Here is a 19,648-nt window from a genome sequence, read left to right on the forward strand (position 1 = left end):
TGCAGCGACGACGAAGCAGCGATGGGGTTCCCGGCTGCCGATGATGGCCGACGGACGAAGCCATGAATCTGGCACGTCGGGCACACGGCTTGCGTCGGCGGTAGCGCGCCCTATCCTTGCCGGACTCTGCGCGGCGCCCCGGCGCCGCCATTCCACCAAAGGATCGCCGATGCCGCCCCCGCCCCTGCCCGCCGCGCGCAACTCGATGATCGACTCGATGGCGAAGATCTCACTGCTGGCGGGCGTGGTCTGGTCGATGTACGCGCTGGGCCAGCTGGCGCTGGTGGCGCTACTGCCTGCTGGCGCGATCGAGCGGATACTGCGGCGCACCGGCTTGGCACAACCGGCACTGCCGGCGCTTCTGCAATGGTGCGTGGACCATGTGCTTGCCCTTTCGCTGCTGTCGGCACTGCTGGCGCTGCTGTTCAGCGCCGCTGCCTGGGGACTGAGGCGGCGGCGGGAATGGGCGCGCCTGGGCTTCGTGCTCTTCCTGGTCGTCACCGGCCTCGCCAACTTCGCCAGCCTGCCAGTGCTGTGGCAATTCTTCGGCGCCATGCACCAGTTGCTGCCCGAGGCGATGCGGCATACCGCCGAAGGAGCGCAGTTTCACGCGCAGCTGCAGACCGGGCGGATGGTCAGCATGGCCACCGCCACGATGACCGCCCTGATCTTCGCCGCACTGCACGGCTGGATCGTCTACCAGCTGTGCCGGCCGGCGATCCGCGCCGAATTCCGCCACTGAGCGCGCGCCGGCGCCCCGCTGCAGGCAGCATCGGGCGCGCGCCTGCCGGTGATGCCGCAACGAAGATGCTGCAACGAACTTGTGCCTTGCAGGCGGGATCGGCTGCGTTCGATCGCGGCATGAAGCGGAAGCTGCTCCCGCCGATCCCACGCGACTTCGGCGCGACATCGCGTCCGCTCCGACGACAGCCGCGTCTGACCGCAACGCCGCGCCGATACGCCACGGCGCGCGCATCGGCGTACCGGACGCCGGCGGATGCAGCGCCGACATAATAACGAGACAAATCCGCCTGCGCAGGCCAAGTGCGACTTGTCGCGCCCCGCCTGCGCCGCGCCGCGTGCAAAGTGATGGCTCATTGAGAACGCCCCGCGCTCCCCCGTCCGCTGGCGCCTCGGTCCCTCGAAGACTCTTGGTTCGCCACGCGGCAAGGAGTGGTCGTGCGTGCGGTCTTCTCCGGCCGTCCCCCTTTCTTTCGGAAAGGCAGGCATGATCAAGTCGTGGATTTTCGAACAACTGAACATCTCTTCCGACGAGAACCCGCTGCATTTCGATGCCTCGGTCTGCAGTGACGAATACGCCTGGCGCAGCGAGATGTGGACGCAAGCCGAATCGCAAGGCTTCCACGGCATCTTCTTCAGCGAACACCACTTCAGCGGCGTGCGCGCCTGTCCTGCGACGGGACTGCTGGCGGCCAGCGTCGCGGCGCGCACCCGTCGCCTGCACATCGGCCTCCTGGGCTGGGTATTGCCGATGTGGCGCCCATGGCGCCTGCTCGAGGAAATCGGCGTCCTCGACCAACTCAGCCAGGGCCGGCTGGAGATCGGCGTGGCACGCGGCTCCAACCCGCGCGAGGCAGTTGCGGTCGGCATCGGCGAGGACGATATCCTGCCGATGTACCACGAAGCTCTCGACATCATCGAGCAGTCGCTGCACAGCCCGCACTTGTCGCATCGCGGGCGGTACTGGTCGTTCGACAATCTGCTCATCGCGCCTCGCCCGCTGCAACGGCCGGCGCCCCCCATCTGGGCCACGGTGCGCAGCCCCGAGGCGGCGGCCCGCCGCGGCCACAAGGCCTGCACCGGCTTCCTGCCCACACCGCAGGTCGTGCGGCTGTTCGATGCCTACCGGCAGGCCGCGGCGCAGGCCGGGCGAGCAGCTGGCGATCCGCCGCTGCATTTTCGTCGCCGACAGCGGCGCGCGTGCGCTGGCGCACGCGCAGGCCGCGCAGGCGCAGATGCCGTCGATCCTGGACGACGACATCATCGCCGGCACTCCCGACGACGTCGGCCGCCATATCCCGGCCCAGCTGCACGTCAGCGGCGCCGGCAACATCGTCGGCTTCTTCACCGGCCATCGCCAGGACCGCGACGCGATACACACCTCCTACCGCCTGTTCGGAGAACAGGTGATACCGGCACTGAACGCCGTCGCTGCCTGACAGCTAAGCACCTCTTCCGAGGATTCCCGCCATGGTGTCCACCACCAGCCCCTTCGTCGACGACAACGGCGGCTTCGCCGCAGGCGAGAACCTGCTGCCCCTGCATCTGAACGAATCGCCCTACGGCCCGCCCCCGGCATCACCGCGCTGTTGCGGCAGGAGCTGGAAGCCTATGCCGGACGCTATCCCGAAAGCAGCTGCGAGCCGCTGCGCGCGCACTTGGCCGCCGCCCTCGGCGTCGCGCCCGCGATGGTCGCCGTAGGCAATGGCGCGGACGAACTGGTGCTGCTGGCCACGCTGGGGCTGGGCGGTGCCGGGCATGCGGTCGCCGTCACCGAATGCACATTTCCCGGCTACCTGACCGCCACGCGCGTGGTCGGCGCGCAGCCGCGCGCAGTGCCGATCGGCGACGGCGCCAAGCTGATCTTCGTATGCAATCCGCACAATCCCACCGGCAGCCTGCTGTCGCCGCCCTCGATCGAGCGCATCCTCGACCAGAGCGAGCGTCATGGCGCGACCCTGATCGTGGACGAAGCCTATATGGACTACGTGGAGGACCCGGCCGCCTCGGCATTGGCGCTGGCGCGCGCGGGCCGGCGCCTGGTGGTGCTGCGCACGTTTTCCAAGGCATGGGGCATGGCGGCGCGGCGCATCGGCTACGCCGCCGGCCATCCGCAACTGATCGCGCGGATGTGGGCGATGCGCCAGGCCCTGCCGTTCAACGTGAACCGGTGCGCGCAGCGCGCAATGCCGCACGCATTGCAGGCGCAGGCGCATCTGCAGTGGGTACGCGAGAACAACCGCAACGTGCGCGACGCGTTCTGCCGCCAACTGTATGCGGTAGACATCGGCTTCCTGCCCTCGGCCGCCAACTTCGTGATGCTGCTGCCCATCGGCGACAGTGCCGCGGTTGCCAGTGCGCTGCTGCGCGAACACGGCATCCTGGTCCGCGACCTGGGCTTGTTCGGCTGCACGGGCTGCCTGCGCGTGAGCATGTCCACCGCAGCGGACATGGAGCGCTGTGTCGAGGCGCTGTGCGCATGCCTCGGCGCGGTGGCCTGAGGCGCGGCGGCAGACGCCCCGTCGATGACGGTCTAGAATGCACGCATGCCTCATTTCGATCATGTCCGCGCCTATCTCACCGGCCTGCAGGATCGCATCTGCGCCGCCATCGAGGCCGCCGACGGCCGCGCCCGCTTCGCCGAGGACCTGTGGCAGCGCGCCGAAGGCGGCGGCGGCCGCACCCGCATCCTGCGCGATGGCGCGGTGTTCGAGCAGGCCGGGATCGGCTTCTCCGACGTGTCCGGCACGCGCCTGCCGCCCTCGGCCAGCGTCAATCGCCCGGAGCTGGCCGGCGCGTCGTGGCGCGCCACCGGCGTATCGCTGGTGTTCCACCCGCACAGCCCCTACCTGCCCACCACCCATGCCAACGTGCGCTTCTTCCGCGCCGAGCGCGACGGCCAGACCGTCGCCTGGTGGTTCGGCGGCGGCTTCGACCTGACCCCGTACTATCCGTTCGACGAGGACGTGCGCCACTGGCACCAGACCGCGCAGGCGCTGTGCGCGCCGTTCGGCGAGGACCGCTATGCCGCGCACAAGCGCTGGTGCGACGAGTATTTCTTCCTCAAGCACCGCAACGAGACCCGCGGCGTGGGCGGGCTGTTCTTCGACGACCTGCACGCCGACTTCGAGCGCGACTTCGCCTATCAGCGCGCGGTCGGCGACGGTTTCCTGAGCGCCTATGTGCCGATCGTCGAGCGCCGCCGCGGCATGTCGTGGGGCGAGCGCGAGCGCGAGTTCCAACTGTACCGGCGCGGCCGCTACGTCGAGTTCAACCTGGTCTACGACCGCGGCACCCTGTTCGGCCTGCAGAGCGGCGGCCGCAGCGAGAGCATCCTGATGAGCCTGCCGCCGCGGGTACGCTGGGAATACGGCTTTCAGCCCGAGCCCGGCAGCGCCGAGGCGCGCCTGGCCGAGTACCTGGTCCCGCGCGACTGGCTGGCATGACCGGGCCGCGCGGCGCGCCACTGCCATCGAGCGTAGTGGCGCACGACGAGAAGGCGCGGAGCGCCGCCTGGACGACGCGATCTGCGACCGACCGAGCCGCGCCTAGGCCCCGTTGCTGTCGCTTCGTGTAGAAGTGGCTCTGGGCGGCCTCGGGCCATCAGCCGCGACGGGGCATTCCCGGGAAGGCCCGTCGCGACTGAAGTCGCCCCTATAGGGATTGCGGCGACTGCGGGCGCCAGCGCCTCGGCGCCGCCGGAAGTCGCCCGCTCAATCGTCCTTGCTGGTGAGGATAGTGATGTGGCCGTTGGTCTCCAGCAGCGCCAGGCGCAGGTTGTCGATGCCGGGGCAGCCCTGCTGGCGCATCGCCGCCTCGAAATCGGCGTTGCTGACCAGTTCGCGGCGCAGCACCTGGCCGAACACGTGGCCGTCGCGCGCCAGCACCACCGGCTCGCCTTCGATCAGCCGCTCGATGCGTCTGCTGCGCGAGGCGACCAGGCCGACCCCGAAGTTCAGCGCGATCAGCGTTGCCGCCAGCAACAAGCCGCCGCCCAGCGAGGTGTCTTTGCCCAGCAGGGCGTTCTGCACCGCATTGCCGAGCAGCACGATCAGCAGCATGTCGAACGGGGTCAGCTGGCCCATGGCGCGCTTGCCGGACACCCGCACCATGGTCAGCACCGCCACGTACACCAACACCGCGCGCAAGATGAATTCCCACCACGGCATCGACAGTTGGAAAAGATCGGACATCGCTCGCCTCGCAGGGTTGATTGCAGCGCAGCCTGATGTCGGCACGCGCCGGCGGCGATAGCGCTGGGGATTTGCAGACAATAAAAAGCCCCGCGGACCAGGGGGAGATCGGCGGGGCCAGGGAACGGAGACTTGGGGAGGAGTCTCCGTTCCGAGATCTGCTCCAGGGGATGGGAGGAGATCTGCGACAGGTATTGCGCCTGTCGAAGGCTATGAAAACATTGTGCACCTTGCCAGTTCGTGAAGATTCCAGTTAAAAATTTGTCGAATTAAGGACAGATTCATTCGAAAATCCGCTGCGGCGCAGTAATGCCGAACGCATCTGCTTTCAGGACGCTTTGCAATAACGCTAAAGCGCGACGCCTGTGATGCGCACTGGATCCCGAAACCAATTGCTGCCGGCAAGTGGCGCATCGCTGCGCCGGTCTCGATGCGCTCCGATCCGCAGGCGCGGTGGCAAAAGGGATCAATCGCGATCCATGCGGATGGCTCTTGCTTGAGCTGCGTGCGCCCGGCAGTGCGTCCGGATCGAACAACTCTTCACACAAGCACTGGGCATGAGCCCGCCGTGGACAGTCGCCACGGTCGATTTCCGCCAGCCTGAGGGCGCGATTCACTTGACGGTCCAGTGCCCGACGCAGCGCTTGGCGTGTCCGGTCTGCGGGGCCGCGGGGCCGCGGACCCGCCGATCCACGACCGGATCGAGCGGCGTTGGCAGCCCCTGCACTTCTTCCCGTTCCGGGCCTTCCTCCATGCCCGGCTGCCGCCGGTGGCGTGGACGCCGTGCGGCAAGACCGGCCAGGTCCAACCGCCGTGGGCGCGGCCGGGTTCGGGCCGCCAAGGCGCGGGCGAAAGGCGACGCCACTGACGACAACCTGGTCACGATCGGCTATCTGGTATGCGCCAAACTCAGGCATCCGCCCCGCAATCCATGGCTGCGCCCGACGGCGGCATGATCAGCTCCGTTCCACACCGATCGCGAGAGGGCCACGAAGTACGGATCGTTGGAGAGCTTGAAACGCTTGCTGCAATACGGCTGCAGGCCAAAGAGGTTGAAGTAGCGCGCCACCTGGCTCTTGGAAATACCGCTGACGCGTGAGGCGGCACGCACGCTCCAATGCGTGGCCGTCTCGGGCAGACTGCTCAGCACCTGGTTGAGCAAAGCCGCCACGGCTTCATCGCCATGCGTGCGAGGCCGTCCAGATTTGGCCTGATCATGCAAGCCTGCCAGCTTATGCTCGGCGAAGCGTTTCTTCCAGTGCATGATCATGGGCAGGCTGATGCCGCACTGTTGCGCGATCTGCGCGTTGGTCGCTCCCTCGGCGGCCAGCAAGCTGATGCGCGCGCCGTACCAGGGAATGCGGCAGCGAGCGCGAGCGGCGCATCGATTGCAGTTGGGCGCGTTCCTCTTCGGAAGGCGCTATGCGGATGCCGGGGCGGGCCATGAGATTTCCTGTCGCCATGAGGCTATCTCCAAGACCAGCAGATTGATGATAAGTTTCTCGAGGGACAGAACAACACTAGTCCACTGCGTCATTGACTTGGCACCCATCTGTGTTGACAGATGCGCCATGGGCAAGATGCCTCTAACCGATACCGAACGCGAGCAACTGCTTTCAGCGGCACGCCGCCGTACGGTTCGCGCGGCGGACGTGCGACGCGCAAAATTGATCTTGCTGCTCGGGGACGGTGAATCGCGCGAGGGGATCCTGAGCGCATTGGGTTGCGACTGGCGTTTCATCGCGCATTGGTCGGGACGCTTTCTCAGCGAGCGACTGGCCCGCCTGTACGCTGGCCACCCCGGGCGCGCTCCTGTGCAGCCGCCTGCCGAGTTGGAAGCGCGTGTCCCGAACCGCACCCTCAAGCACGAACCAGCCGACGGCTCGACACACTGGAGCAGCTACACGCTCGCGGCAGAACTGGGCAATGCGTCGGTCTGGGCCGTGCAGCGCATCTGGCGTAAGCACGGCGTCAAGCCGCAGCGGTTGGAGCGGCGCATGGTCTCCAACGATCCGGCGTTGGAGACCCAGGCAGCCGACGTGATCGGGCTGTATCTGAAGGGGGGAGACGTGGAGGAGGGCGACCGCAGCCGGAACCGCAACCAGTCCAGGATCTGCGCCCGGGTCGAGCATGTGCTTGCCGTGGTCAAGCGGCTGTGGGGCTTTGCCAAGGTGCGCTATCGCGGGCTGGACGAGCATGCCAACCGCAGCGTTGTGCCCCTTGGGCCGGCGAACCTGTCCCTGGCGCCCGCCCGGTGGGCGGCATAGCGGCGCCCGGTGGGGCTGCCAAGCCAGCCCGGAGCGCCAAAACGGGGGCGGAGACTGCCAGAAATGGCCTCCCCAGGATCGGTTGAGCCATCTCGTCAGGCCGTCTGGCCGATGCAGGCGATTGATCAGCGTTGCCTTAGATGCATCTTGCCCATGGCTCATACTGCCGACACAGATGGGGTGCCAAGTCAATGACGCAGTGGACTAGTGCGCCTCGTCCCAGTTGTCGCCGGCGCCGCTGTCCACCACCAGCGGCACCTTCAGTTCCGCGGCGCCGGCCATCCGCCGCGTCACCTCGGGCAGCAGCGTGTCGACGAAATCGACGTCGGCCTCGAACACCAGTTCGTCGTGCACCTGCAAGATCATCAGCGCGCGTTCGCGGTGCTGCTCCAGCCAGGCGTCCACGCTTGCCATGGCGCGCTTGATGATGTCCGCGGCGGTGCCCTGCATCGGCGCGTTGATCGCGGCGCGCTCGGCGCCGGCGCGCAGGCCCTGCTGCCTGGCGTTGATGTCGTTCAAGTACAGGCGGCGGCCGAACAGGGTCTCCACGTAGCCCTGGGTGCGCGCCTGCTCGCGCATGCGCTCCATGAAGTCGCGCACCCCGGGGTAGCGGCTGAAGTACAGCGCCACGTAGTCCTGCGCCTCGCCGCGGCCGATGCCGAGGTTGCGGGCCAGCCCGAACGCGCTCATGCCGTACATCAGGCCGAAGTTGATTGCCTTGGCGGCGCGGCGTTCGTTGCCGGTGACCTCCTCGAGCCGGCGCCCGAACACCTCGGCGGCGGTGGCGCGGTGCACGTCCATGCCGGCGCCGAAGGCGCGCAGCAGGCCCGGGTCCTCGGACAGGTGGGCCATGATCCGCAGTTCGATCTGCGAGTAGTCGCAGGCGATCAGCTTGCGCCCGGGCGGGGCGACGAAGGCGCGGCGGATGCGGCGGCCATCGTCGGTACGGATCGGGATGTTCTGCAGGTTCGGGTCGGCCGAGGACAGCCGCCCGGTGGCGGCGCCGGCCTGGTGGTAGCTGGTGTGCACGCGGCCGGTGTCGGGGTTGATCATCTCCGGCAGCTTGTCGGTATAGGTGCTGCGCAGCTTGGCCAGACCGCGGTACTCCAGGATCACCCGCGGCAGTTCGTGCTGCTCGGCGATCGCCTCCAGCGCCTCTTCGTTGGTGCTGGGCTGGCCCTTGGGGGTCTTCAGCAGCGCCGGCAGCTTCAGTTCGTCGAACAGCACCGCCTGCAGCTGCTTGGGCGAATCCAGGTTGAAGGTACGCCCGGCCAGCGCGGTGGCCTTCTGCTGGGCGGCCAGCATGCGCTGGCTCAGGTCCTGGCTCTGCCTGCGCAGTTCGGCCATGTCCACGCTGACGCCGTTGGCCTCGATCCGCGCCAGCACCGGCACCAACGGCATCTCGATCTCGCGGTAGACCCGGGCCAGCGCCGGCGCGGCGTCCAGCCGCGCGGACAGCGCGCGGTGCAGACGCAGGGTGATGTCGGCGTCCTCGGCGGCATAGCCGGTGGCGTCGTCGATGGCCACCTGCGAGAACGCGATCTGCTTGGCGCCCTTGCCGGCCACGTCCTCGTACTTGACCGTCTCATAGCCCAGGTAGCGCCGCGCCAGCGAGTCCATGTCGTGGCGGCCGGCGGTGGAGTTGAGCACGAAGCTCTCCAGCATGGTGTCGTCGGCGTAGCCGCGCACGTCCACGCCGTGGCGGCGCAGCACGTGCAGGTCGTACTTGCCGTGCTGGCCGACCTTGGACGTGGCCGGGTCCTCGAGCAGCGGCTTCAGTGCGGCCAGCACCGGCGCCCGGTCCAGTTGCACCGGTGCACCCGGGTAATCGTGGCCCAGCGGCAGGTAGTCGGCACGGCCGGGCTCGATCGCGAAGCTGAGCCCGACCAGGTTGGCGCGCATCGCGTCCAGCGCATCGGTCTCGGTGTCGAAGGCGAAGCCGTCGGCCGCGCGCAGGCGCGCGAGCAGGTCCTCGAACTGTTCCGGGGTCGTGACCGCGGCGTACTCGCCCTTGGCGGCCAGCGCCGGGTCCAGCGTTTCGTCGGCAGGCGCGGCAGCGCGGGCATAGCCGGCGGCGGTGCCGCGCAGGCTGGGTAAGGCCTCGACGGCCAGGACGGCGCCGGTCGGGGCCGCCACGCCGCCGTCCAGGTCGCGCAGCGCCTGGGTGAAGCCGTAGCGCTGGTACAGGCCGCGCAGTTGCTCCAGGTCCTGCTCGCGCAGGCCCAGCGTGCGCGGACCGCCGGGCAAGGCCACGTCGGTCTTGATCGTGACCAGTTCGCGGTTCAGCGGCAGCCGCGCCAGCGCCGCGCGCAGGTGCTCGCCGATCTTGCCCTTGATCGCATCGGCGTTGGCCATCACTGCGTCCAGCGAGCCGTACTCGGCCAGCCACTTGGCCGCGGTCTTGGGGCCGCACTTGTCCACGCCCGGCACGTTGTCGATGGCGTCGCCCATCAGCGCCAGCAGGTCCACGATCTGGTTCGGCCACACGCCGAACTTCTCCATCACCGCCGCGTCCGAATCCATGCGGCTGCCGCTCATGGTGTTGACCAGCTGCACGCCGGGGCGCACCAGCTGGGCGAAGTCCTTGTCGCCGGTGGAGATGGTCACCTCCAGGCCGTCGCCGGCGCCCTGCAGGGCCAGCGTGCCGATCACGTCGTCGGCCTCCACGCCGCCCTCGCGCAGAATGGCGATGCCCAGCGCGTGCACGATCCGGCACATCGGCTCGACCTGCGCGCGCAGTTCGTCAGGCATCGGCGGGCGGTTGGCCTTGTACTGCGCGTACAGGTCGTCGCGGAAGGTCTTGCCCGGCGCGTCGACCACGAAGGCGACGTACTCCGGGCGCTCCTTCAGGGTGGCGCGCAGCATGTTGACCACGCCGAACAGCGCGCCGGTGGACTCGCCGGCGGCGTTGGTCAGCGGAGGGAGCGCGTGGAACGCGCGGTACAGGTAACTGGACCCGTCGATCAGGACTAATCGGCTCATTGGCCGATTCTACGCTGCCGTCCTTCGCGCGCCGAACGCGGGCGTGCGGCGCATAATCCGTGGCGACGATGTTGACCGAGGAGAACGTTGCGATGAAAGCCCTGATGCTGGTTCCGCTGTTGCTGCTGGCCGGTTGCGCCTCGACCGGCCTCGGCCCGGACGGCGCGCCGATGGACATGCGCGGCGCGGACGTGATCCAGCGCAAGATGGACAACGGCGACACCGTGGACGAGTACCGGGTGTCCGGCCAGTTGCGCATGGTCAAGGTGACCCCGGCCAACGCCCCGGCCTATTACCTGTACGACCAGAATGGCGACGGCCACCTAGACGGCAACAAGGACAACGTGTCGCCGGTGTACTGGAAGCTGTACGGCTGGTGAGGCGGCGATCGCGGTCCTGGGATCGGCGATCGCGGTCTGCGCCAGCGCCCCCTCGCTGACACGGCATCCGCCGCGGCCGGCGAAGCCAGGAACTTTCCGATGTCGCCGGCCGCCGCCGTGCCTACGCGTGCACGCCGCGACGCCGGCCATGCGCCGCGGTTCACCGGACCTGCCCGGAGCCGCTCCCGGGCAGGTCCAGTCCGTGCCGTCGCGCCTGCCGCCGCCGCGTGCGCAGTCCCGACACACCGCTCCCCTGGGAAACCCCGTCTCAGCGGATCACCAGCACCGGCACCTGGCTGCGCGCCAGCACCTCGGCCGTCTGGCTGCCGAGCAACACCCGGCTCATGCCGCGGCGCCCGTGCGAGGTCATCACGATCAGATCGCTGCGGCGCGAGGTCGCGATGTCGTTGATGCCCTCGGCCGCGTAGCGATCCAGCACATGGCAGCCATGCGCGACCACGCCGGCCGCCGCCGCCGCCGCGAGCGCCGGCGCCAGCACCTTCTGCGCCGCCTCTTCGCGGTCCTGCCGGTACTCGGGCGTGGCCTCGTAGCCCACGCTCCAGCCCATCGCGTCGTACATGCCCATTGCCCAGGGCTCGGACACCGTGACGATGTCCACTTCCGCGCCAAGCCTGGCGGCCAGCGCCAAGCCTTGCTGCACGCCCTTGTCAGACAGCTCGGAACCATCGGTCGCAATCAGGATGCGCTGATACATCGGCTTACTCCGGTAACGCCGCCCGCGGCGGCACGGGCACCATTGCATACCCGGCGTGGACGTCGTGCCTTGACCGGGATCAAATCCCGGAGGATTGCGCCGCTAGCGGCCGCGCCGGATTGCCGGCCACGCGCGTGCCGGCGGCCACGTCGCGGGCGGCCACGCTGCCGGCGCCGATCACCGCATCGTCGCCGGGCGACCCCGGGGCAGCACGACCGCCCCGCTGCCGATCCACGCATTGCGGCCGATCGTCAGCGGCCGGCCGAATTGGAGCCCGGCCGCGCGCTGCGCCGCGTCGCGCGGACGATCGGCCGCATACAGCTGCACCACCGGCCCGATCTGCATGCCGACGCCGATCCGCACCGGCGCCACGTCCAGGATCTCGCAACTGATGTTGAGCAACACCTCCTCGCCCAGGTGGATGTTGTAGCCGTAGTCGCAATGGAACGGCGGCCGCACCACCGCCCCGCGGCCGGCCATGCCCAACCGCTCGCCCGGTAACGCGTGCCTCCGCGCCGGTGATTCGGCCAGTGCCGCGTTGTAACGCACCATCCATGCCTTGGCAGCGGGCTGATCGGCCTGCAGTTGCGCGTCGCCGGGGCGATACGCCGGCAAGCATCTTGCCCTTCTCGCTGCGCATCGCGCCCTCGCAAACGGTATCGAAGGTGGCGATCATCGCATCGACCACGGCATCCATCTGAATGCTTTACGGCGTGGGCAATACGGACAACGACCCGCATGTGCCGCCGTTCACGCCGTCGTGCACGCGGATGAGTCGACGCTCTCCATAAGAACCTGTTCACGATCTTTCCCGGGTAGTGCAAACTCTGCGGACGCGAACAAAGACGTATCCGAGTGCCATGAGCCGGGAGCGGTTCGAGCAGATCCGCCCCATTCTGGAGCAGGCGCGCAAGCGTACCAAGCCACGGATCGTGGATCTGTAGGACGTGTGGTGCGCGGTGCTGTACCTGCTGCGCACCGGCTGTCAGTGGCGAGCGCTGCCCAGCGACTTCCCGAAGTGGCGCACCGTGCACTGCTACTTTGCCAAGTGGAGCGAACCAGACGATGAAGGAGTGAGCCTGCTGGAGCGGGCGCTCAAAAAATCAGGTTGGCGCGGCCCGCCAGAGACAGGGGCGCAACGCTTGCAGCACGTTCTTGATCGTGGACGCACAGAGCGTGAAGAACACGGACACGGCCGGCCAGAAGGGTTATGACGCGGGCAAGAAGGTCTCGGGGATCAAGCGTCGCATCGCCGTCGATACCCAAGGCCTGCCGCATGCGGTCGCGGTGACGACGGCGGAAGTGACCGACCGCAAAGGCGCGCTCCAATCCCTGGATCGTTGCAAGCCGAACCTGGGACACGTGCAAAGCCTGTTGTGCGATAGCGGCTATACCGCAGAACCGTTCGCCGAAGGCGTACGAGAGATCCTGGGCAAGCAAGTCACGGTGCAGATCGCCAAACGCAGCGAACTGCACACCTTCAAGGTCATGCCCAAGCGCTGGAGCGTCGAACGCAGCTTTGCGTGGCTGGAAAAGAACCGAAGGCTATGGAAGAACTGCGAGCGCAAGCTCAACACCAGCTTGCAGTTCATCCACCTGGCATGCCTGACACTACTACTACTCAAAAGATCGTGAACAGGTTCTTACAGTGCACCGGTCCGTTCGCGGCGCGCCCCTGTAGGAGCGGTTTCAATCGCGACGAACGCAGCCGCCAATTGTCCGGCTTCGGCGCCCGGTCAGGGCCGAAGCCCCTCCTACAGCGCACCGGCCGATGCGACGAGCGCGCTGCGCATCGGCCGCGACGCGGAGCGCGACCTGCCGCGATCCAAGCCGCGATGGCTGCGTCGCCGGCCGTGCGGTACAGCGGGATTCACGCCGCCTGCAGCGCCCGCTGCGCGTCCTGCCCGGCTTCGCAATGCACGTACAGCACCGGCATGCCGTGCGCTTCCAGCACCGCGGCCAGTTGCCGCTGCCGCGCCAGATAATGTTCGTAGATCCGCTGCAGACGGTCGCAGTCCTTCCGGTCGTGGGCGTAGTGCGCGCACCAGCCGGCCGGGTCGAACAACGCCATGCGCACCTCGCCGCCACGGTAGCGCAGCAGCGGCTCGGGCGGGCTGGCCAGCCACTCTTCCTCGTCCGGTGCCAGCAGCGCGGTCTCGATCAGCGGCCACAGCGGCGCCAGCCCCTGATTGTCGTACTGCATCGACATCATCGCCGCCAGGTCGTTGGCCGTCAGGTAGCGCGCATGCTCGATCTGCGCGGCGAACGCCTGCTGCACCAGCAGCGCGGTATCCGGCTGCGCCATGCCTTGCGCCAGCAGCACGTCCTCCAGCGCCTCGGCGACCGGCGCCAGCGTCTGCGCCGGTCCGCTGAGCAGGAACGGCACCACCCGCAGCGCGCCGCCGAGCAGCGCGGCGTCGGCCTGGAACGGCAGCGGTACGCTGCCATCGGCATCGGCGCCGAACGCCAGCAGGCGCGGGCCGGCCTTGCGGCCGGGTGCGCGCGCGCTCAGTTCATCCAGGCGCCGGTGCATCGGCCAGCCCGTGCGCAGCACCTCGGCCGGGTCGAAATGCGCGCCGGCCAGGCTCAGTTCCAGTTCGCGCACCGCCGGCACCAGCTGCGCCAGGTCGCGGCCGACCTTTTCGGCCAGTTCCGCGGCCACGGCGTGCGGCAGCGCCGCATGCGCCGGGGCGCGCCCGGCAGACAGTTCCAGGGCGATCACGCCGCGGGCATTCATGTTGGCGATGGCTTGGCTCATGGCTTGGCGGTTGGCCCGTCGCGGGCGCAAAGCTACACTCGCTTCATTATGCCTGCGCTAACGTACAGGCCATGTCCCCGACTCCCCTCGCGCGAGGTAATCCCATGCCAGCAGCCCGTCCCGTCGCCATTCTTGGCGGCGTCCGCATTCCGTTTTGCCGCCAGAACACGGCGTATGCGGATGTCGGGAATCTTGGCATGTCGGTGCGCACGCTGGGCGCGCTGGTTGAACGCTACGGCCTGCACGGCCAGCAGCTGGGCGAGGTGGCGATGGGGGCGGTGATCAAGCACTCCAGCGACTGGAACCTGGGCCGCGAGGCGGCGCTGTCGTCGGGGCTGTCGGCGCTGACCCCGGGCATCACCCTGCAGCGCGCCTGCGGCACCAGCCTGGACAGCATCGTCACCGTGGCCAACAAGATCGCGCTGGGGCAGATCGCGTCGGGCATCGGCGGCGGTTCTGACACCACTTCCGAGGTGCCGATCGTCTACGCCAAGAAGTTGCGCGCGCGGCTGCTGGCCGCCAATCGTGCCAAGACCACCGGCGTCAAGGTCCGCGCGCTGGCCCGCGGCTTCAAGTTCGCCGAGCTCAAGCCGGAGTTCCCCGGCGTGGCCGAGCCGCGCACCGGCAAGAGCATGGGCGACCATTGCGAGGACATGGCCAAGCAGTGGAACATCTCGCGCGACTCGCAGGATGCCTGGGCGGTGTCCTCTCACAAAAAGCTGGCCGCGGCCTACGAGCGCGGCTTCTTCGCCAACCTGATCGCGCCGTTCCGCGGCGTGGAGCGCGACAACATCCTGCGTGCCGACACCTCGCTGGAGAAGCTCGCCACGCTGAAGCCGGCGTTCGACAAGGTCAGCGGCCGCGGCACCCTGACCGCGGCCAATTCCACCCCGCTGACCGACGGCGCGGCGGCGGTGCTGCTGGCCTCGGAGGAATGGGCGCAGGCGCATGGACATGTGCCGATGGCCTACCTGCGCGACGCGCAGGTCGCCGCGGTGGACTTCGTGCACGGCGAGGGCCTGTTGATGGCCCCGACCATCGCCGTGCCGGACATGCTCAAGCGCCACGGCTTGAACCTGCAGGATTTCGACATCTACGAAATCCACGAGGCTTTCGCCGCGCAGGTGCTGTGCACGCTGCGCGCCTGGGAGAGCGAGGACTACTGCCGGACCCGGCTGGGCCTGGATGCGCCGCTGGGGCAGATCGACCCGGCCAAGATCAATCCGCTGGGTTCGTCGCTGGCCACCGGCCACCCGTTCGCCGCGACCGGCGCACGCATCGTCGCCACCGTGGCCAAGCAACTGGTGGAGCGCGGCGGCGGCCGCGCGCTGATCTCGATCTGCACCGCCGGCGGCATGGGCGTGGTGGCGATCGTCGAGCGCTAGCCGCGAGCGCACCCCGCCGCGCCACTGCCGGCGGCGCCATCGGCGGTGGCCGGGGCGCGGTTGCGCGCCTTGCCGGCGGCCTCACTCGTGCAGGCGCGGGAACCCGTGATCGTCGCGGCGCTCGGCGCCGGCCGGATCGGGATCCGGCAGGAACATGGGCGCGCCAGGGTCGGTCAGCGGCGGCACGGCCTCGCCGCGCTGCGCGCGCAAGGCGTTGGCGTAGCAGCGTTGCGCCATGAGCGCGTCGCCGGTCTCGGCATAGCCGTCGCCGAACGCCTCCCAGGCCTCGGCGCCGGCACCCAGCGCCAGCGCACGCTGCAGGAACTCCTCCGACTGCGGCCACTGCTGCTGTTGGCGGGCCAGGCGCGCCAGGGTCAGCAGCAGGCCCGGGCTGTCCGGATGGCTCTGCAGCCAGCGCTGCGCGCTGGCGCGGCGCGCGTCGTACTTCTCCACCGGCAGGCGCCCGTACAGCGCCGCCAGGCCCTCGTCCCAGCGCGTCTCCAGCGCCTGTTCGACGCTGCGCAACGCCGCATCGTCCCAGTGCAGGGCGGCGGCGCGGACCGCATAAGCCTCGACCACGGGCGGCTCGCTGCGCAGCGACTTTGGCAGGATTTCCCAGCGTTCGGCCAGCGCGTTGGCATCGGTCGCCTGCTGCAGCGCCGCCGCCGCCAGGCGCGATTCCAGCGCGCCGATCGCATCCAGCGGCAAGGCCTGCTGCTGGCGGATCGCGCCGAGCTGCCCATAGGCCTCGCCGGCGCGACCGATGCTGGCCAGTGCCTCGGTGCGCAGCAGCAGCCCGCGCGGCGGCAGCGGCTGCGCTGCGGCCACGTCCAGCGCATTGATCGCCTCGACCGGGTGGTGTCGGGCCAGGTGGCGTTCGGCCTGCAGCAGCGCGTGCACGCCGGCGTCGCGCTCGGCCAGGCGTTGCAGGTAGCGGTCGGCGGCCTGCGCATCGGCGCGCGCATCGGCCACGCGCACCGCGGCGACCAGGGCGATGGCGCTGACCTCCGGATCTTCTGCGGCGGCGTTCAGCTGTTTCTCGGCGCGCGTCCATTGGCCGTTGTGCAGCGCGCCCAGGCCGTCGCTCAGGCGCACGCGCGACTGCATGCGGCGATGCCGGCCCCAGGCACGGAACGGGAAGCTGAGCAGGTTCCATAGCAGCCACAGCGCCAGGAAGGCGATCACCAGCAGCAGCAGCGCCTGCGGCAGCGGCGAGATGTAGTCGTTGCCGCCGGTGCGCACGATCACTTCGCCGAGGTCGCGCAGGTTGTCCTGCGCTAGCCATTGCGCGCCGATCACGCCCAGGGCGATCACGACCAGCAGCACGATCACGGAACGGAGGGGTTTCATGGTTGGCTCCTTGTGTCGCGCATGCTGCGCAACTGCTGCAGGGTGGTGCCCAGCTCAGGGATGGCCGGGCGCAGGGCGGCATTGCGCAGGGTCTGCAGCGCGGCGCGGCGTTCGCGCAGGGGTGCCGACTCCGGCCACAGGCGTTGCAGCCAGGTCCCTGCGCGGGCCAGCGTGCTGCGGTAGCCGCGCGCGTCGCCACGCTCCAGCGCGGCGTGCGCCAGACTCAGGTCCAGCTGCAGCGCGGCGCGCGCGGCCACCCGTTCCGAGCGTGCGGCCAGCACGCCGCTCTGCGCCGGGCGGATCCTGACCAGAGGCGACAGCAGCCGTTGCCACAGCGGCGGCTGCGCGTGCTCGGGCAGTTGCGTGGGCAACGCGTCCAGGCTGTCGGCGAAGGCGTCCAGCTGGGCCGACAGCCGCGCCTGCGGCCCGTCGCCGAGCGCGTCCAGTGCAGTGCGTTCCTGCAGCAGCGCCTGACGCAGGTTGAGGTACTGCGGATCGCTCACGCCCTCCAGCACGCCGCTGGCCAACGCATAGGCGCGGCGCGCACCCGGCGCGTCGCCGGCCACGGACAGGCGCTGCTGGCCCTGGTTCAGCAGCAGTTCCACCTCGTCCAGGCGCAGCGCCTGCGCGCCATGACGGTTGGAATCGGCGAGCTTGGCCATGTTGGCTTCGAGCAGCGCGCTGCGCTGGCTCAGGCCGAGCATCTCGTCGCGCAGCACGCGGTTGGTGCTGGCCGCGTCCTGCACCCGCTGCACGGTGGCGCGCTGGTCGCGGCGCAGCGTTTCCTGGGACTGTTGCATGGCCTGCAGTTGCTGCTGGAGCTGGGACTGCTCGGCCAATGCGCGCGCGTTGCGCGCCTGCCACCACTCCCAGCCGCGCCAGCTGGCCAGCGCGAGCGCAGCCAGCATGGCCAGCACCAGCAGCAGCCAGATCCAGCGCGTGGAGCGGCGAGGCGTCGACGGGGGGATTTCGGTCATCGGCAGCATCCTTGTCGGCTGCACGCCCCGTCGCGACGATGGCGACGGCCGGACGCACGGCACCGCGGGAGCATGGCGTGAGCGGCACCGCGGCCGCAAGCCGGCAGCTGGCGCGCGTTCAGCGAGGTGGCGAGCGCGTCATGGCCGCAGCTGCGGCCGCGGCCAGCTGCTGCGGCAGCGGACCGCCGGCGCGGGCCACGTCGACGAAGCCGAATTCGGCCGCCTGCGCGGCCAGTCGCGCGCTGGCGGCGACCAGCGGTTGCGCGCGCCACGCCGCGGCCAGGTCGTCGGGAAGCTGCGCCAGCACCAGCCGCAGCGCTTCGCCGCTGCTCAGCGCCAGCACGCCCGGCGCCGCAGCGCGCAGCCGGGCGATGCGCGCTGCGGGCAACCGCAACGGCACCCGATGGTAGACATCGGCCCGCTGTAGCGGCGTGTTGCGCGCCTGCAACTGCGCGGCGAGCAGGCCCCGGCCGCCGGGCGCGGTGATCAGGCCGACGGCACCGCTGCCGGCAGCCAGCTGTGGCAGGGCGAGCAGGCCCTCGCTGTCCATCCGCGCCGGCATCGCGACCTCGCCGATCCCATGGTGCCGCAGCGCGCGCGCAGTACCCGCGCCGACCGCCAGCCAGCATTGCCCGGGCGCCGCCGCCAGCGGCTGCAGCGCCGCCGCCGCGCACACCGCCGCCGGGCTGCTGAAGATCACCCGCGGCGCGGCCAGCGCCACGGCCAGCGCTGCGCGCGTGGCCTCGTCGCGACAGGCTTGCAGGCGCCATGGCGACACCGCCAGCAGGCGTGCGCCGACCCGCGCCGCCGCGCGCCGCAGCGGTGCGTGCTCGCCCTGCGGGCGCAGCGAGATCAGGTTCCAGGCCGTGCGTGCGGCGGTTGCATGTGCGCTCATGCCAGGCATTATGCGAGCCCCTCCCGGCAGCACAATCGCACCATGGCAGCGGATCTTCCTTTCGATGCGTTCCTGCGGCAGTTGCAGCGACAGTTCGACGCGATGCCGCCGGTGGCGGCGCTGCAGGTCGCGCTGCAGGGCTATGCCGAGCAGCGCCTGCGCGTGGCTGCGCCGCTGGCGGCCAATCGCAACGACAAGGGCAATGCCTTCGGCGGCAGCCTCGGCTCGGTGATGACCCTCGCCGGCTGGGCGCTGGTCAATTGCGAACTGCACCGTGCCGGGCTGCAGGCCGATATCTACGTCGCCGATACCCAGGTGCGCTACCTGACGCCGTTGTACGCCGACCTGCACGCGCATGCCAGCGCCGACGTGGACGCGGACTGGAGCGCGTTCTTGCGGACCTTCCGCCAGCGCGGCCGCGCCCGCATCGGCATCCGCGCGCAGGTCGGGCCGGCCGACGCCGGCGCGTCCGCGACGCTGAGCGGCCGCTTCGTCGCCATCGCGAAAAGGTAAAATGCGCGCACCACTCGCGCCGATCCAGGGACTCGCCATGCATTCGATGTTCCGCACCGTCGCGCTGCTGCTGGTGCTGGGTGTCGCCGGCACCGCGCTGGCCGGCAGCCGCAGCCAGCAGAACAAGCTCGATGCCCTGCAGACCGCCTACGGCGCAGCGCTGCGCTGGAGCGAGTTCGAGACGGCCTGGGAAGTGGTGGACCCGGCCTACCGGCAAGCGCACCCGCTGACCGACCTGGAACGGGAGCGCTACCGCCAGGTGCAGGTGTCCTCCTACAAGGTGGGGCGGGTCGGGGCGCTGGAGGGCGACGTGGTGCGCGACATCGAACTGGGCGTGATCAACCGCAATACCCAGGCCGAGCGCATCGTGCGCTACCGCGAGCGCTGGCACTGGGATGCGCAGGCCAAGACCTGGTGGCTGCTGGACGGCTTGCCGGACTTGTGGAACGGCCAGTAGCGCCGCCGGCCGGCTGTGCGACAATCGGCGCCCGC

At 69.6% G+C, this 19,648-nt stretch carries 16 protein-coding genes and 3 pseudogenes; 10 read left to right on the top strand and 9 right to left on the bottom strand.

Going from position 1 to position 19,648, the window contains the following annotated elements:
- The first annotated feature begins 40 nt into the window (after positions 1–40).
- The 4 genes from G4Q83_RS18695 to hemF all read left to right on the top strand — a co-directional run bounded on the left by G4Q83_RS18695 (position 41) and on the right by hemF (position 4,187).
- Positions 41–742, top strand: coding sequence for a hypothetical protein (locus G4Q83_RS18695; RefSeq protein WP_246432168.1), 702 nt, complete (start codon positions 41–43; stop codon positions 740–742).
- Positions 743–1,228: 486 nt separating this feature from the next.
- Positions 1,229–2,290, top strand: a complete 1,062-nt coding sequence (locus tag G4Q83_RS18700; protein WP_128421369.1) for an LLM class flavin-dependent oxidoreductase — start codon at positions 1,229–1,231, stop codon at positions 2,288–2,290.
- A 40-nt stretch (positions 2,291–2,330) separates the two neighbouring features.
- Positions 2,331–3,242 carry a pyridoxal phosphate-dependent aminotransferase gene (locus G4Q83_RS18705; protein ID WP_128421370.1) on the top strand — a complete coding sequence of 304 codons (912 nt, stop codon included), beginning with the start codon at positions 2,331–2,333 and terminating at the stop codon, positions 3,240–3,242.
- A 45-nt stretch (positions 3,243–3,287) separates the two neighbouring features.
- Complete coding sequence (hemF, locus tag G4Q83_RS18710; RefSeq protein ID WP_128421371.1) at positions 3,288–4,187, top strand: oxygen-dependent coproporphyrinogen oxidase; 900 nt, start codon at positions 3,288–3,290, stop codon at positions 4,185–4,187.
- 267 nt (positions 4,188–4,454) lie between these two features.
- On the opposite strand, the gene G4Q83_RS18715 is transcribed toward hemF, so the two are convergent.
- Complete coding sequence (locus tag G4Q83_RS18715) at positions 4,455–4,934, bottom strand: DUF421 domain-containing protein (protein WP_128421372.1); 480 nt, start codon at positions 4,932–4,934, stop codon at positions 4,455–4,457.
- Between the two features lie 889 nt (positions 4,935–5,823).
- Entirely contained in the window at positions 5,824–6,267 is a 444-nt protein-coding gene (locus G4Q83_RS18720) for a helix-turn-helix domain-containing protein (RefSeq protein WP_158255065.1), read from the bottom strand.
- A 724-nt stretch (positions 6,268–6,991) separates the two neighbouring features.
- On the opposite strand from G4Q83_RS18720, the pseudogene G4Q83_RS23725 reads away from it, so the two are divergent.
- Positions 6,992–7,201, top strand: a pseudogene (locus G4Q83_RS23725) (IS5/IS1182 family transposase); the annotation flags it as partial.
- Positions 7,202–7,405: 204 nt separating this feature from the next.
- Here the strand turns inward: G4Q83_RS23725 and polA are convergent.
- Positions 7,406–10,183 carry a DNA polymerase I gene (gene polA / locus G4Q83_RS18730; RefSeq protein ID WP_128421842.1) on the bottom strand — a complete coding sequence of 926 codons (2,778 nt, stop codon included), beginning with the start codon at positions 10,181–10,183 and terminating at the stop codon, positions 7,406–7,408.
- 92 nt (positions 10,184–10,275) lie between these two features.
- Between polA and G4Q83_RS18735 the strand changes: the two genes are divergently transcribed.
- A complete protein-coding gene (locus G4Q83_RS18735; RefSeq protein ID WP_128421843.1) occupies positions 10,276–10,563 on the top strand; it encodes a DUF2782 domain-containing protein in 288 nt (95 codons plus the stop codon).
- A 268-nt stretch (positions 10,564–10,831) separates the two neighbouring features.
- On the opposite strand, the gene G4Q83_RS18740 is transcribed toward G4Q83_RS18735, so the two are convergent.
- Together G4Q83_RS18740 and G4Q83_RS18745 are read right to left on the bottom strand one after the other, a co-directional pair.
- Positions 10,832–11,278: a universal stress protein gene (locus tag G4Q83_RS18740; RefSeq protein ID WP_128421844.1), complete on the bottom strand. Its 447-nt coding sequence runs from the start codon at positions 11,276–11,278 to the stop codon at positions 10,832–10,834.
- A gap of 79 nt (positions 11,279–11,357) precedes the next feature.
- Positions 11,358–11,918 (bottom strand): annotated as a pseudogene (locus tag G4Q83_RS18745) (sugar O-acetyltransferase).
- Positions 11,919–12,138: 220 nt separating this feature from the next.
- On the opposite strand from G4Q83_RS18745, the pseudogene G4Q83_RS18750 reads away from it, so the two are divergent.
- A pseudogene (locus tag G4Q83_RS18750) lies at positions 12,139–12,913 on the top strand (IS5 family transposase).
- Between the two features lie 235 nt (positions 12,914–13,148).
- Here G4Q83_RS18750 and G4Q83_RS18755 read toward each other — a convergent pair.
- Positions 13,149–14,036 (bottom strand): hypothetical protein, encoded by an 888-nt coding sequence (locus G4Q83_RS18755; RefSeq protein ID WP_128420239.1) that lies wholly within the window; start codon positions 14,034–14,036, stop codon positions 13,149–13,151.
- 104 nt (positions 14,037–14,140) lie between these two features.
- On the opposite strand from G4Q83_RS18755, the gene G4Q83_RS18760 reads away from it, so the two are divergent.
- Positions 14,141–15,421 carry an acetyl-CoA C-acetyltransferase gene (locus tag G4Q83_RS18760; protein WP_128420240.1) on the top strand — a complete coding sequence of 427 codons (1,281 nt, stop codon included), beginning with the start codon at positions 14,141–14,143 and terminating at the stop codon, positions 15,419–15,421.
- An 81-nt stretch (positions 15,422–15,502) separates the two neighbouring features.
- On the opposite strand, the gene G4Q83_RS18765 is transcribed toward G4Q83_RS18760, so the two are convergent.
- The 3 genes from G4Q83_RS18765 to G4Q83_RS18775 form a co-directional block, all read right to left on the bottom strand.
- On the bottom strand, positions 15,503–16,771 hold the full coding sequence (locus tag G4Q83_RS18765; protein WP_128420241.1) for a heme biosynthesis HemY N-terminal domain-containing protein: 1,269 nt from the start codon (positions 16,769–16,771) through the stop codon (positions 15,503–15,505).
- Complete coding sequence (locus G4Q83_RS18770) at positions 16,768–17,748, bottom strand: uroporphyrinogen-III C-methyltransferase (protein WP_128420242.1); 981 nt, start codon at positions 17,746–17,748, stop codon at positions 16,768–16,770. The genes G4Q83_RS18765 and G4Q83_RS18770 overlap by 4 nt, the downstream gene beginning before the upstream one ends.
- Before the next feature lie 118 nt (positions 17,749–17,866).
- A complete protein-coding gene (locus G4Q83_RS18775; RefSeq protein ID WP_128420243.1) occupies positions 17,867–18,643 on the bottom strand; it encodes a uroporphyrinogen-III synthase in 777 nt (258 codons plus the stop codon).
- A 42-nt stretch (positions 18,644–18,685) separates the two neighbouring features.
- Between G4Q83_RS18775 and G4Q83_RS18780 the strand changes: the two genes are divergently transcribed.
- Positions 18,686–19,156, top strand: coding sequence for a YiiD C-terminal domain-containing protein (locus tag G4Q83_RS18780; RefSeq protein ID WP_128420244.1), 471 nt, complete (start codon positions 18,686–18,688; stop codon positions 19,154–19,156).
- A gap of 37 nt (positions 19,157–19,193) precedes the next feature.
- Positions 19,194–19,613, top strand: a complete 420-nt coding sequence (locus G4Q83_RS18785; RefSeq protein ID WP_128420245.1) for a hypothetical protein — start codon at positions 19,194–19,196, stop codon at positions 19,611–19,613.
- Positions 19,614–19,648 lie beyond the last annotated feature (35 nt).

Source organism: Xanthomonas theicola, from assembly GCF_014236795.1.
Classification (GTDB): domain Bacteria; phylum Pseudomonadota; class Gammaproteobacteria; order Xanthomonadales; family Xanthomonadaceae; genus Xanthomonas_A; species Xanthomonas_A theicola.